Annotated in this window: 12 protein-coding genes; 10 read left to right on the plus strand and 2 right to left on the minus strand. The window is 70.9% G+C overall.

From position 1 onward, the window contains the following. Positions 1-379 precede the first annotated feature (379 nt). The gene (locus AB0D27_RS12530; protein ID WP_362506137.1) at positions 380-1,279 is read left to right on the plus strand and encodes a hypothetical protein; all 900 of its coding nucleotides are present in this window, start codon (positions 380-382) and stop codon (positions 1,277-1,279) included. On the opposite strand, the gene AB0D27_RS12535 is transcribed toward AB0D27_RS12530, so the two are convergent. Beyond that, positions 1,194-2,519, minus strand: a complete 1,326-nt coding sequence (locus AB0D27_RS12535) for a PLP-dependent aminotransferase family protein (protein WP_362506140.1) — start codon at positions 2,517-2,519, stop codon at positions 1,194-1,196. The genes AB0D27_RS12530 and AB0D27_RS12535 overlap by 86 nt on opposite strands. Before the next feature lie 76 nt (positions 2,520-2,595). Between AB0D27_RS12535 and AB0D27_RS12540 the strand changes: the two genes are divergently transcribed. The 9 genes from AB0D27_RS12540 (at position 2,596) to AB0D27_RS12580 (ending at position 12,842) form a co-directional block, all read left to right on the plus strand. Beyond that, positions 2,596-3,381, plus strand: a complete 786-nt coding sequence (locus AB0D27_RS12540) for an alpha/beta hydrolase (RefSeq protein ID WP_362506419.1) — start codon at positions 2,596-2,598, stop codon at positions 3,379-3,381. A gap of 105 nt (positions 3,382-3,486) precedes the next feature. Next, a complete protein-coding gene (locus tag AB0D27_RS12545) occupies positions 3,487-3,924 on the plus strand; it encodes a hypothetical protein (RefSeq protein ID WP_362506143.1) in 438 nt (145 codons plus the stop codon). Between the two features lie 135 nt (positions 3,925-4,059). Then, positions 4,060-5,022, plus strand: a complete 963-nt coding sequence (locus AB0D27_RS12550) for an endonuclease/exonuclease/phosphatase family protein (protein ID WP_362506422.1) — start codon at positions 4,060-4,062, stop codon at positions 5,020-5,022. A gap of 38 nt (positions 5,023-5,060) precedes the next feature. Further along, complete coding sequence (locus AB0D27_RS12555; protein ID WP_362506146.1) at positions 5,061-6,995, plus strand: FUSC family protein; 1,935 nt, start codon at positions 5,061-5,063, stop codon at positions 6,993-6,995. A gap of 131 nt (positions 6,996-7,126) precedes the next feature. Continuing rightward, on the plus strand, positions 7,127-8,644 hold the full coding sequence (locus tag AB0D27_RS12560; RefSeq protein WP_362506149.1) for a VWA domain-containing protein: 1,518 nt from the start codon (positions 7,127-7,129) through the stop codon (positions 8,642-8,644). A 181-nt stretch (positions 8,645-8,825) separates the two neighbouring features. Further along, entirely contained in the window at positions 8,826-10,550 is a 1,725-nt protein-coding gene (metG, locus tag AB0D27_RS12565) for a methionine--tRNA ligase (RefSeq protein WP_362506152.1), read from the plus strand. A 113-nt stretch (positions 10,551-10,663) separates the two neighbouring features. Next, on the plus strand, positions 10,664-11,140 hold the full coding sequence (locus AB0D27_RS12570; RefSeq protein WP_362506155.1) for a hypothetical protein: 477 nt from the start codon (positions 10,664-10,666) through the stop codon (positions 11,138-11,140). Between the two features lie 254 nt (positions 11,141-11,394). Next, positions 11,395-12,099, plus strand: coding sequence for a hypothetical protein (locus AB0D27_RS12575; protein WP_362506158.1), 705 nt, complete (start codon positions 11,395-11,397; stop codon positions 12,097-12,099). Positions 12,100-12,458: 359 nt separating this feature from the next. Continuing rightward, positions 12,459-12,842, plus strand: coding sequence for a hypothetical protein (locus AB0D27_RS12580; protein WP_362506161.1), 384 nt, complete (start codon positions 12,459-12,461; stop codon positions 12,840-12,842). An 83-nt stretch (positions 12,843-12,925) separates the two neighbouring features. Here the strand turns inward: AB0D27_RS12580 and AB0D27_RS12585 are convergent, their stop codons facing one another. After that, positions 12,926-13,855, minus strand: coding sequence for an intradiol ring-cleavage dioxygenase (locus tag AB0D27_RS12585; protein WP_362506164.1), 930 nt, complete (start codon positions 13,853-13,855; stop codon positions 12,926-12,928). Positions 13,856-13,942 lie beyond the last annotated feature (87 nt).

The raw sequence follows: 13,942 nt of genomic DNA on the forward strand, positions 1-13,942 counted from the left end.
GGATCGGCTGTGGGCTGGAGGGTGCTGTCTTCCTTGGATCCGTCCGGATGCGGGCATTCGATGTACCGACACGGCCCCTCCCGTGCGTGGGCGGGTGCGGATGGGGAGGGGTTAGGGGTAGGGGTAGGGCTTGATGGCCCACTTCCCAACCGACCGAGACGGGCGGTGTGGGTGGGAAACATCCAGCGCGGAGCGCCGGGAAAGCGCCGCGGAGCGGCGTGAAACGGGCCGCGGAGCGGCACAGAGACCGCCGCGGAGCGGCGAAGAGGGGCGGCGGCGTCCCCGTGCGGGCGGTTCGAGGTCCCGTTCGGCTTGTCGTATGCGCCCATTTGCAGTCAAAACGCTCGCGCGGGGTGAGCGGGAGGCCTTGCCTGGGGGAGTGTCCCCACGTGTCCGGAGCGCTCTGTCGGCGGTGCTGATCGTCCTCGCCTGCCTGCTCGCGCCGTTCGGCGCGCTGTCGACCTGGGCGACGTATGGACTCGGTGACGCCCGGCGGTACGAGGCCACGATGGCGCCGCTCGCCGCCGACGCCGATGTGCGGGACGCGATCGCGGCCGGTGTCACGGACGGCATCCTGCGCGAGGTCCACGTACGGCCCCGGCTGCAGGGTCCCGTGAACCACTACGTGCGGGACGCGGTGCGCTCTTTCACCGAGACCGAGGCGTACCGCACGGCGTGGCAGGCGGCGAACCTGGCCGCGCACGACGCCGTGATGCGGGCGCTGCGCGACGACCGCGAGGGACCGGTGACCGTCGACCTCGCGCCCGTCACCGAGCGGGTGAAGCGTCAACTCACCCATAATCACATGCCGTTGGCGAACCGGATCCCCGTCGAGCACACCGAGGTCACGGTGCTCGAGGCCGAGGATCTGAGCCGGCTCCGAAAGGGGTTCCACGTGGTCGAAGTCGCCGGTTTCTGGCTGCCGATCGCGGCGGTCGTCTTCGCGTCGGGCGGGGTCCTCGTCGCGGTCTGCCGCCGCAGGGCGCTCCTGGCGACGGGGCTCGGCACCGCGCTGGGCGCCGCGCTCCTCGGCGTCGCGATCGCCGTCGGGCGCCGGCTCACCCTCGCCGACCTGCCGCCCGATGTGTCCCGTACGGCCGCGGGCGCGGTGTACGACGCCCTCACCGAGACCCTCCGCCTGGTGTCCTGGCTGCTCCTGGCCCTGGGCGTGACCGTGGCCCTGACCGCCGTGCTCACGGGCGCGTACGGGCGATACCGGCGAGCGTCCGAAGTGCCCGCGCAAGATCCGGCGGAGCCGTCGACGCAAGTCCGAGCCTGACGCAGTCGTGGGCGGCTTGCGTGCCCCCGGTCAGGAAGGCGGAGCCCGGCGTGATCGCGATGCCCCGCCTCGCGGCCGCCGCCGTGAACGTGTCGGCGCGCCACGGATGCGGCAGCTCCCACCAGGCGTAATACGCCCGCGGGTCGGCCCGTACCGAGAAGCCGGCGAGGTGCTCGCAGACGAGTCGCTGCCGTCGTGCCGCGTCCGCCCGCTTGGCGCGGACCAGGTGGTCCACCGTGCCGTCGGCGATCCACCGCACCGCCGCCTCCAGGGCGAACCGCCCCGCCGTCCACCCGCCCGAGCGCAGGGCCGCCGCCACGTGTTCGACCCGTTCCTGAGGTGCGACCAGGAAGCCGACCGTCAGCCCGGGTGCCACGCGCTTGGAGAGGCCGTCGATGACATACGTGCGCTCGGGGGCGTATGCGGCGAGGGGGTCGAGGTCCTCATGGAGGAAGGACCAGATGCGGTCCTCGATGAGGGGGAGACCCAGCTCGCGTGCGGTGGCGGCCAGTTGGCGTCGGCGGACCTCGCCCATCGTCAGCGATGTCGGGTTGTGCAGGGTCGGCTGGACGTAGACGGCGGACAGCGGGGTCGAGCGGTGGGCCGCTGTGAGCGTGTCCGGGCTAAGACCCTGCGCGTCCATGGGGAGGGGGACCAGGGTGATGCCCAGGCGGCCCGCCATCTCCTTGACCAGGGGGTAGGTGAGGGATTCGACGCCGACGCGGCCGCCGGGCCGTACGAGGGAGGCGAGGGTCGCCGCGATGGCCTGGCGGGCGTTTCCCGCGAAGGCCAGCCGGGGCGGGGCGGGGTGCCAGCCCGGGGTGGCCAGGAGCGCGGCGACGGCCTCCCGGGCGGCCGGCGTGCCGGTGGCGGACGCCGTGCGCAGGGACTCGGTGAGGAGGTCGGGGCGCAGGAGCGGGGCGAGGCCGGGGGCGAGCAGCTCCGACTGGCCCGGTGCGGAGGGGTAGTTGAGCTCCAGGTTGACGGGTGCGGTGGTGCCCGGCTCGGTGAGCGCGTGGCCCGAGGGGGCGGGGGACGCCCGGACGAAGGTGCCGCGGCCGACCTCGCCGACGACCAGTCCGCGCCGTACGAGTTCGCCGTACACCCGCCCGGCCGTCGACCCGGCGATCCCGCGCCGTCGGGCGAACGCCCGCTGCGGGGGAAGCCGTTGGCCGGGGGTGAGGCGGCCGGCGGCGATGTCGTCGGCGATCCGGTCGGCGATGCGCCGGTAGTCCTCCACGCGGTTCCCCTTCACATTGCACCGAGGGCAAAGATCTTATTGCACCGAGGAGTTGGGCGTGCCTAAGGTCGTGACCATGGCACCCTTCCTCGCGTACGAGGACAAAGGGGGCGTCGGTTCGACGGCGCTGCCCCTTGTCCTGATCCACGGCCATCCCTTCGACCACACGATGTGGGACCCCCAGATCGCGGCCTTCACACCTTCGCGCCGGGTGGTCGTCCCCGATCTGCGCGGCTATGGCGCCTCCCCCGTCATCCCCGGTATCACCCCGCTCTCCGCCTTCGCCGAGGACATCGCGGCGCTGCTGGACGAGCTGGATATCGGCACGTTCTTGCTGGCCGGGCTCTCCATGGGCGGCCAGATCGCCATGGAGTGCTACCGGCAGTTCCCCGAGCGGATCCGTGGGCTGGTGCTGGCCGACACGTTCCCGGCCGCGGAGACGCCCGACGGCAAGAAGGCCCGCAACGACATGGCGGACCGGCTGCTGCGGGAGGGGATGCGCGGGTACGCCGACGAGGTGCTGCACAAGATGGTCGCGCCCTACGCGGACGCGGGGGTCGCGGAGCATGTGCGGCGCATGATGGTCTCGACGCCCCCGGAGGGCGCGGCGGCAGCCCTGCGCGGCCGTGCCGAACGCCCCGACTACCGCGACCTGCTGACCCGGGTCACCGTTCCGGCCCTGGTCGTCGTGGGCGCCGACGACGAGTACACCCCCGTCTCGGACGCGGAGGCGATGCACGCGGCGCTCCCCGACTCCACGCTCCACGTGATCGGCTCGGCGGCGCACATGCCCAATCTGGAGCGCGCGGAGGAGTTCAACGACGTGCTGGCGGACTTCCTGGCCCGCTTCGTCGCCCACTGACCCATATCCACCTGGGAACCGGTCCCCCGTTCGGCCCACGCGGAATGCGGGCGGCCGCCCCCCGGGGCGAACCTCGAAGGAGACCCCGACTCCCGAGGAGATCCCATGGCCCAGAACGCCGCGCCCTTCAGCCCCAAGCCCAGCGCAGGCCCGGCACAAGACTCCGGCTGGGCCACCGGCGGCACGGTCTTCGCCGGCGTCCTGATGATGGTCAGCGGCATCCTGGGCGTGCTCAACGGCATCGCGGGCATCGCCGCGGACGACGTCTACGCCCGCATCGGCACATATGTCTACGAGTTCAACCTCACCACCTGGGGCTGGATCCACCTCGTCATCGGCGTGCTCGTCGCGATCACCGGCTGGGGCGTCCTCAAGGGCGCCGGCTGGGCCCGCGGGGTGGGCATCGGCCTCACCGCCCTCTACATGATCGAGTACTTCATGTTCATTCCCTATGCCCCCATCTGGTCACTCATCGCCATCGTCATCGCCGTCTTCGTCATGTGGGCCCTGGCGACGGCCGGCCGGCCGGCCACGACGCCGTAAGCCGCCGAACCGGCAACCCCGCACCCGCGCGCCCCGTCTTTGAGGGAGGATTCGGGCATCCCACGCGGACGAGCGGAAGGCCGGGACTTGGAGACTGCGGCGGCTGAATGGGCGGGGGCGCGGGGGCCGGCCGGTGTGGAGCGGCGGGTCGGGCGGAGGTTCGGGGGCTGGGCGGCCGGGCTGCTGCTGGCCGCGGTGAGTGCGGTCGTCGGCTGCCGGATGGCCGACAGCGACGGGATCACGCCCGTACCGCAGTTGCTGGCGTTCCTGCCGTGGCTGCTCGCCCCCACCGGTCTCGGGCTGCTGCTCGCGCTGCTCGCGCGCTGGCGGATCGGGATGGTGTGGGGCGTGGTTCTGCTGGGGTGCGTGGCGTGGTTCATCGAGCCGTACGGGAAGACCAGTGAGCCGGGCGGGGCTCCGCTCGCCGAGCTGCGGGTGATGACGTCCAACGTGGAGTTCGGGCGGGGGACCGGTTCGCTCCTCACCGCCGTGCGCGAGCGCAAGCCCGACATCCTGTTCGTGGAAGAGTGCGAGTACGGGTGTTCGCGGGCGCTGGAGGACGCCTTCGGCGGGAGCGACGGTGTCTATCCGTACCGGGAGGCCGTCGAGGGCGCCGGGTCCGACGGGTCCGTCATCATGAGCCGGTTTCCGCTCACGGGGGCCGACGGCGTGCGCGGCACCATGGGCATGCCCGGCGCCGTCGCCGACGTACACGGGCACACCGTACGGCTGCAGCTCGCGCACCCCATGCCCCCGCTCCCCGGCCAGCTCGGCGTCTGGCGGCGCGAGCTCGGCGAACTGCGCGACTACGCGGCGGCGGACAAGGGCCCCACCATCCTCGCCGGGGACTTCAACGCCTCCCAGGACCACGCCGCCTTCCGCCGCATCCTCGACACCGGTCTGCGCGACAGCGCCCGCCTCGCCGGACACCCCCGCACCCCGAGCTGGCCGGCCAGGACCGCTCCGACGCTCGGCGCGCAGATCGACCACGTCCTCGTCTCCCGGGGCTTCTCGGCGAACGAGGCGTCCTTCGTCCGGATCACCGGCAGCGACCACCGCGCCCTGGTCGTCGATCTCGCTCTCCGCCAGCACGAATGAGCCGGGGCACCGCCCCGCGCACCCCCCATACTTGGGGGATGTCCCGCGAGTTCCCCATCGGCCTCACCCCGCCCGACTGGCTGGTCAGGAACCTCCAACCGCAGCAGGCGTCCGTCAACTGGGCCGCCGTCGCCCGCGCCGCCGTCGCCATGGCGCTCCCGCTCACCATCGGTCTCGCCGCCGGACAGCCGGCCTACGGCGCCCTCGCCTCCATGGGTGCCCTGTCCGGAGTCATCGGCGACACCGCCGACGCCTACCGCATGCGGATCCTCAACATCGCCGTACCCCAGCTCTTCGGCGCGATCGGTGTCACCATCGGCGCGCTCGCGTTCGGGCACGGCTGGGTCGCCGTCGCCGCCGTCACCGGGGTCGCGCTGGTCTCCGGGATGATCTCGACGATCGGCGCCGTGGCCTCCGTGTCCGGACTGCTGCTGCTCCTCAACTGCGCGATCGGCGCCGGCCTCCCCCTACCGGGCGCGTGGTGGCTGGCGCCCCTGCTGATGTCCGGCGGCGGCCTTCTCGTCCTCGTACTGGCCCTGCTCGCCTGGCCGTTGCGGTCGGGGGTGCCGGAACGCGCCGCCGTCGCGGGCACCTACCGGACGGTCGCGGACCTGCTCGCCGCGAGCGGCACTCCCGCGTACGACGACCTGCGCTTCGCCGTCACCCAGTCCCTCAACCAGTCCTACGACCTCGTCCTCGCCCGGCGCGCCTTCCACCACGGCCGCAGCCCCGACCTCGTCCGGCTGCTCGCCCAGTTGAACGCCATGACGCCGGTCATCGAGGCGGCGCCGGCCGCCCACCAGCACGGTGAGCCGCTGCCCGCCGAGGTCTCCACGGCCGTACGCCACCTCGCCGACGCCGTGGAGAGCGGCTACACCGGGCCCATAGGGCTCCGCCTGCCCGTCCCCACCACCGAGACCGCGCGCGCCATCGACCACGCCGTGCGGCACGCCGCCGACGTCGTGACGGATCAGGCCCCCGCCGCCCCCACCCTGGACGACCGCCTCGGTCGCCCCGCCGCCCTCCGCGTCCGCGCCGCCCGCGCCGCCCGCAATGTCGTGCTGTCCGGCGCCTCCTGGCGCTACGGACTGCGCCTGGCCCTGTGCATCGGCGTCGCGCAGGCCCTGGTCTCCCTCATCCCGGTGCCGCGCTCCTACTGGGTCGCGCTCACCGTCACCTTCGTGATGAAGCCCGACTTCGGGTCCGTCTTCTCCCGGGCGCTGCTGCGCGCGCTCGGCACCGTGGTCGGGCTGGTCGTCGCGGCCGGGGTCCTCGCCGTCGTACCGATCGGCTGGTGGGACGTGCCGGTGCTGCTCGTCCTCGCCCCGCTCATCCCGGCGTTCACCCCGCGCGGTTACGGCTATCAGACCGCCGCCATCACGCCGGTGATCCTCCTGCTCTCCGACGTCCTCAACCACCAGGGCACCGGGCTCCTCGTGCCCCGTCTGGTCGACTCCCTCATGGGGTGCGCGATCGCGCTCGTCGCCGGGTACCTCCTGTGGCCGGAGAGCTGGCACACCCGGGTCGGCGACCGGCTCGCCGACGCCGTCGCGGACACCGCCGGTTATGTGGAGCTGGCCTTCGGGGGCACCCCCGACCCCGCCGCCCGCGCCCGCAGCCGACGGCGCCTGTACCGCGATCTGTCCTCCATCCGTACGGAGTTCCAGCGCGCGCTGACCGAACCGCCGCCCACCGGGCGCCGCGCCGCCGCCTGGTGGCCACTCGTCGTCGCCGTCGAACGGATCGTCGACGCGACCACCGCCGCGCGGGTACGCATCAAGCAGGGCGCGGCCGAGCCGTCCGCCGCCGAGGTCGCCCACATCGCGCTCCAGCTGCGGGAGCTGTCCGAGGGACTGCGCCGGACGGACGTGCTCGTCGCCGTCCGTACGGATCTCACCGGCCCGTCGGGCAGCGTCCTCGAACCCGTGCGGCAGGAGGTCGCGGCGGCACGAGCGATCGCTTCGCCGCACTGAGAAACACGGACAGGATACGAACGGGTGGCTGGAAGTCGACCCTGCCCAAGATCACTATCTGCGGCCGCTAACCTTACGTGTCCGTCCTGGCCAGGGATTGACGGCATCAACTCACGCGAAGGGTTGCGCACATGGGCATTCTCACCGTCTTGCGGAACGCGTTCGGCCGCTCACGCAAGGGTCGTGACGCCGACGGAGAGACCTCGCGAGAGGCTTCGACTCCGACGGTTCCGACCCCGACGGTTCCGGCCCCGGCCACCGAACGGGTTCCCGTGCAGGACGCCGAGCCGGCTCCTGCGCGGGAGGCCGCGCCGAGGATTCCGGCACCTTCGACCGAGCCGCGACTGGAGGCCACGCCGTCCAAGCCGTCCAATGCGTCCAAGCCGTCCGTGGTGGACGAGCTGGTCTCGGCGGCGTTCGACAATGTGACCGTTCCGAAGCCGACGCCTTCGGCGGAGGACGCGCCGGTGGCGGAGGCGACCCCCGAGGCGGAGGTGACTCCTGAGGCGGAGGCGACTCCCGAGGCGGACGTGACCCCCGAGGCGGAGGTCGAGCCCGAGCCGGTTGCCGAGATCCAGCCTGAGCCGGTGGTCGAGCCGGAGCCGGCCGCCGAGCCCGAGCCGGTTGCCGAGGTCCAGCCTCAGCCCGTGGTCGAGCCGGAGCCGGCCGCCGACCCCGAGCCGGTTGCCGAGGTCCAGCCTCAGCCCGTGGTCGAGCCGGAGCCGGTTGCCGAGGTCGAGCCGGAACCCGTCGTCGACGTTGTCGCCGAGACCGAGCCCGACCCCCAGCCCGAGCCCGAGCCGGAGCCGGTCGTCGTCGAAGAGCCCGCCATGCTCGTAGCGCAGGCGGACGAACCGGCGGCCGCCGACGGCGATCAGGCCCCACAGGGGCCACCCGCACCCGACACCGAGAGCGGCACGGGTGGTGCGGGCGGGAACGACACGTCCGAAGGCGAAGCCGAGGCGGACGCCGGCCCGGCCAAGGGCAACCCTGCCGTCCCCCTCACCCACGTGAGGACCCACGCCCCGGCCCTGGTCACGGCGTACAAGGAAGCGGGAACGGCCCTCAAGAAGAGGGACCTCACCGGCACCCGCGCCAAGCTCTACCTCGTCCTCGACCGCTCCGCGTCCATGCGCCCGTACTACAAGGACGGCTCCGCCCAGGCCCTCGGCGAGCAGGCCCTCGCCCTCGCCGTCCACCTCGACCCGGACTCCACCGTCCACGTGGTCTTCTTCTCCACAGAGCTGGACGGCACCGGCGAGCTCACCCTCCCCGAGCACGAGAACAAGATCGACGAGCTGCACGCGGCCCTCGGCCGCATGGGCCGTACGAGCTATCACGCCGCAGTGGAAGAAGTGCTCACCCACCACCAGAAGTCCGGCACCACGGACCCGGCCCTGGTGATCTTCCAGACGGACGGCGCCCCCGACGCCAAGACCCCCGCCACCCAGTCCCTCACGGACGCGGCGAAGGACCACCCCACCGTCTTCTTCTCGTTCGTCGCGTTCGGCGAGCACGACAACAAGGCCTTCGACTACCTCCGCAAACTGAAGACCGACAACACGGCCTTCTTCCACGCCGGCCCGACCCCGCGCGAGCTGACGGACGCGGAACTCTACGAGGGCGTACTGGCGAACTGGCGTCCGTAACGCCTCGTAACGCCCCGTGACCCTCGTATCTGCGACACCTGGCCGCCCGCTTCCCACCCCTTAAAACGGGAGGCGGGCGGCCCACCCATGTCGGCTACGATTTCAAGGTTCACTGACGACGACCCGCCGACCACACAACCGACGATCGTCGCCCCGCGTAGCGACTTGGGAGCAGCCCGCGATGGCTCGACACCTCATCACCAGCGCCCTTCCGTACATCAACGGGATCAAGCACCTGGGCAACATGGTGGGGTCCATGCTCCCGGCGGACGTGTACTCCCGCTACCTTCGCCAGCGCGGCCACGACGTCCTGTACATCTGCGCGACGGACGAACACGGCACCCCGGCCGAGCTGGCGGCGAAGGAGCAGGGCCTGCCGGTCGACGAGTTCTGCGCGCAGGCGCACGACGCGCAGAAGGCGGTGTACGACGGCTTCGAACTGGCCTTCGACTACTTCGGCCGCAGCTCCAGCCCGCAGAACCGCGACATCACCCAGCACTTCGCGCGCCGCCTGAACGAGAACGGCTTCATCGAGGAGCGCGCGATCCGCCAGGTGTACTCACCGGCGGACGGCCGTTTCCTCCCGGACCGCTACGTCGAGGGCACCTGCCCGCACTGCGGCTACGACAAGGCGCGCGGCGACCAGTGCGAGAACTGCACGCGTGTCCTGGACCCGACCGACCTGATCAACCCGCGTTCGGCGATCTCCGGCTCGACGGACCTGGAGGTCCGCGAGACCAAGCACCTCTTCCTCCTCCAGTCGAAGCTGCAGCACGAGGTCGAGGAATGGGTGGCCCGGCACGAGGAGGAGTGGCCGCAGTTGGCCTCCTCGATCGCCCGCAAGTGGCTGAACGAGGGCCTGCACGACCGTGCGATCACCCGTGACCTGGACTGGGGCGTCCCCGTCCCGGCCGACACCTGGCCGGAGCTGGCGGCCGAGGGCAAGGTCTTCTACGTCTGGTTCGACGCCCCGATCGAGTACATCGGCGCGACGAAGGAGTGGTCCGACCAGGACCCGGAGAACCGCGACTGGAAGTCGTGGTGGTACGAGGCCGACGCGGGCGAGAACCCGGTCCGCTACACGGAGTTCATGGCCAAGGACAACGTCCCGTTCCACACGGTGATGTTCCCCGCCACTGAGCTGGGCGTCCGTGAGCCGTGGAAGAAGGTCGACTACGTCAAGGCGTTCAACTGGCTGACGTACTACGGCGGAAAGTTCTCCACGTCCCAGAAGCGAGGCGTCTTCACCGACCACGCCCTGGACATCCTGCCCGCCGACTACTGGCGCTACTTCCTGATCGCCAACGCCCCCGAGTCGGACGACTCGTCCTTCACATGGGAGCACTTCACGGCGACGGTCAACAAGGACCTCGCCGACACCCTCGGCAACTTCGTCAACCGCGTCCTCTCCTTCTCCAAGAAGCGCTTCGGCGAGGAGGTTCCGGCGGGCGCGGAGGCCGGCGAGGCCGAGACGAAGCTGGGCACGGAGATCGCGAGCCTGCTGGCCGAGTACGAGACCCAGATGGAAGCCCTCCAGTTCCGCAAGGCGGCCGCCGCGCTGCGTGCCCTGTGGTCGGCCGGCAACTCCTACCTGGAGGAGAAGGCCCCCTGGCTGGAGATCAAGACCAACCCCGAGGGCGCGGCCCTGACCCTGCGCACGGCGATGAACCTGATCCACCTCTACTCGGTGGTCTCGGAGCCCTTCATCCCGGCGTCGGCGAAGGCCATGCGCTCGGCGTTCGCCCTGCAGGACGACACGGCCAGCTGGGTCACGCCGGACGGGGCCCGCGCCCTGTCCGCTGTCCCGGCGGGCACCCCGTTCACCGTCCCGCCGGTCCTCTTCGCGAAGATCACGGACGAGGACCTGGAGTCGTACAAGGAGCGCTTCGGCGGCGCACCGGAGTAAATCCGGCGTTCCGGAAGGGCCCGGCACCGCAGGGTGCGGGGCCCCTTCGCGTCCCCCGGCCACAAACCGACCCCACTTCTGACATGACCCGGTTCACCCGTATGGTTTCCGCCATGGCAGTCCCTGAGGTCATTCCGATCGCCTATGAACCGCACCACCGCACCGAGGCCATCGGCCGTTACGCGGATGGTCAGTTCCTGGCGTCGGTCACGTACGCCTTCCCCGAAGGGTTCCGTCCCGACGACGGCTGGGAAGAGCACAAGCGCCTGTACACGGTGCTGCACACCTTCGACGCCGAGGGCCGGTACCGCGAGTCGGAGGTCTGGTGCGCGGGCACCTGGGCCGAGCAGCAGCGCGCCCCGCACGGCGAGGGCTCGGTGCTCGCCCGGGCCCAGGCCCATCTGGCGAAGCTACTGAGGAGCCTTCCGCGGCGCAGTTACACGGACATCGCGGTCCGTCCCTTCCAACTCACCGTCGATGGCGTGCTGTTCGGCTTGCTGAGCGGCGAGGACGAGGACGGCGGCTGGGCCGAGCTCTATCCGGACCGGCTCGGCTTCGGTGAGCCGTGGGACGGCACGTACGACACCTGAGCCTGCGACACCTCGGGCACCGTCCGGCGCGACAACGGCACCGGCACGGTTCCTTCGGCGGTACGCGGATCGCGACGGGCTGGAGCGGCTACAAGTGGGTGTCCTGACCCCGCCGCACCGCGCCTTGGCCTGTCCATGTCCGATCAGGACGGGGCGGCAACTCGGCTCTTGCGGAAGGACCCCCGACCGGCCGGGCGCCCGGGAGGTGCCCCGCTAGTCTTGGCCCACCGAGACGCGAGGGGCTGGGGGCACGGGTGCGCGCACGGAGACACGGGTGGCTGCTGGTGGGCACGGTGCTGCTGGCGTACGCCGCGACGGCCTGCGGGGCCGCGGAGTCGAGCGGTGCCGCCGCCTCTCCTTCCGCTTCCGCTTCCGCCTCCGCCTCTCCTCAGGAGGCCTTGTCCGCCCGGGAGTTGAAGTCCCTCGCGATCACGGGTGACGAGGTGCCGGGAAATCGTGGTGTCTCGGCGGACGAGCGTGATCCTTCCACCATGGACAACACCTTCCCTCCGGTCTCGGACTCCTCCTGCCAGAAGATGCTCGACGCCCTCGGTGCCGGCACCGCGTCGGCCGTCGTCGACGGGATCATCAACTGGAAGGACAGCATCTACGCGGGCGGCTTCGGTCTCGCCTCGTACGACGGTACGGAGGCGGAGGACACCTTCGCCCGAGTCCGCACCTCGCTCAAGACGTGCGCCGACTACACCGGAGTCGGCTACACGGGGAAGGTCAGCGCCCACGTGGCGACGGAGAAGATCGCCCGGGTCGGGGACGAGTCGATCGCCTTCCGGACAACCACCCCCGTCAACGACCACGTGCGCAATGAGCAGCTGGTCCTTGTGCGGGTCGGCCAGGTCACCGCGCTCTTCTCCATGCTGGACGTTGACCACAGCGGCCACTTCCCGATGGACCTCATCAGGAAGCAGGTCGACCGCCTCGCCCGCGCACAGCACGCCTGACGTGAGGGGTTCGGTTACGGGGTCAGGACGCCGGAGCCGGTCGTGGTCGCCAGTTCCGTCGGAAGGTTCTTCGCAGAGCTCTGGAGCCCTGCCGCAAGGCTCGGTATCCAGTTCACCGTCGTCTTGAGCTTCTTCTCCCGACGCAACGGAGTTACGCCCCCTCGAACGCCGAGTGGACAGCGTGCTGCGAATCGGCCCGTCCGACGGAGACGGTTTCCTGCTCGCCATCGAGGCGCAGGGCCGTCGGGACGCGGACAAGGAGTCGAGCTGGGCGTACTACGTGTCGTACCTCTGGGCGAAATACCGCCTCCCGGTACTGCTGCTCGTCACTGGATCCACTGGCCCGCGTCCTCCAGTCAATGCACGGGAAGTCCGCCGAGTACTACTACGAGTTTGTGGAAATCGGTCTGGGGGCCACCCCCGCCGGAGACAAGTGGAGGGAAATCTTGAGCTTCGTCAGCTACTTCCCCGGCCGGGGCACCGTTCGGGAGACGGCCTACCTCGAAGGCAAGGCAGAAGGCAAGGCAGAAGGCAAGGCCCAAGGCAAGGCCGAAGATCGGGCCTCGCTGGTTCTGCGTGTGCTGGACAAGCACGGAATCTCCGTCAACGAGGACACCCGCGACCGCATCACCTCCTGCACCGACCTCGACACCCTCGCCCTCTGGTTCGACCGCGCCCTGACGGCCACCACTGCCGAGGCCTTGTTCGCCGAGGAGCCGGAAACCGACCAGGACCAGGCCTGACCCCTCACCGGGGGGCGGCCTCGAGGCGTGGCAAAAGGGCCCGGAACCAGTGGCGTTCCGGGCCCTTCATGGGCGAACGAGGATCAGCTCGACGAAGCCGACGCCGAAGCGGTCGGCCGGGTGTCCGTGCTGTCGTGGGTTTCGTCCGGGACGACGCCCATCGTCAGGTGGGCGTGGACGCCCTTGGCGATGTGCTTCTTGTCGTACGTGAGATACAGGAGGCCGCCCTCGTGGCCGTTCTCGGGGTAGATCGTGTCTTCGGTGAGGGTCGTGCGGGTGGTGGTGTTCGTGGAGTACGGGGAGACCTCCGCCGACGCCAGGACCGACTTCTCGGTGAAGAAGAGCTGGCCGGTGTGGCAGGTGTGGCCGCCCTCGTAACCGGAGGAGGTCCACTCGCCGTCCACGTGGACCTTCACATGGATGTGGACGCAGCGGCCCTGGTACCAGCCGGGGAAGACGGTTGTGAAGGTGACATAGCCGTGCTTGTCGGTCTTCCAGGTGCCGCGCAGGTAGCGCTCGTCATCGGTGGGCTCGGAGTGGCCGCCACCCGTACCGCCGGAGGGCGCGCCGGACGGGGGCTCGCCCGTCGGGGTGCCGGTCGGCGTGCCCGAGGGGGCGTCGGTCGGGGCACCGGACGGCGCGCCGCCGCCACCCGCACCTCCGCTGCCCATCGCCTCGTAGCCGGAGTACACGCCGAGCGCCGTGCAGTGCCAGATGTCGACCGCCGCGTTCTTGAGCGGCTTGCAGCTCTCCGCGTCGATGACCTTGAGCTTGAGGGTCAGAGGGATGCCCTCCTGGTCCTCGGTGATGTCCTGGCGGATCTTGTCCGCGTCGATGTAGTAGGGGCCCTCGGTGGTCTCGGTGGTGAGGGTGTAACACGTCTCGGCGCTCGACGAGGACGTCGAGGTGTCGGTGCTCGTCTCGCCCGCGAACGCGTTCACGGCGATGCCGCCGCCCACGCCCGCGACCGCGACGGCCGCCCCACCTGCGACGACGACCTTGCGTCGGGTCATATTCCGTTTGTGTGCCGGTCCTTGAGTCTCAGTCATGGGCCGGACCGTAGGGAGCCCAGCTGTCAACAGCATGGGTAGGGACTGTGG

It is taken from the genome of Streptomyces sp. NPDC048415 (assembly GCF_040651675.1).
Lineage (GTDB): Bacteria > Actinomycetota > Actinomycetes > Streptomycetales > Streptomycetaceae > Streptomyces.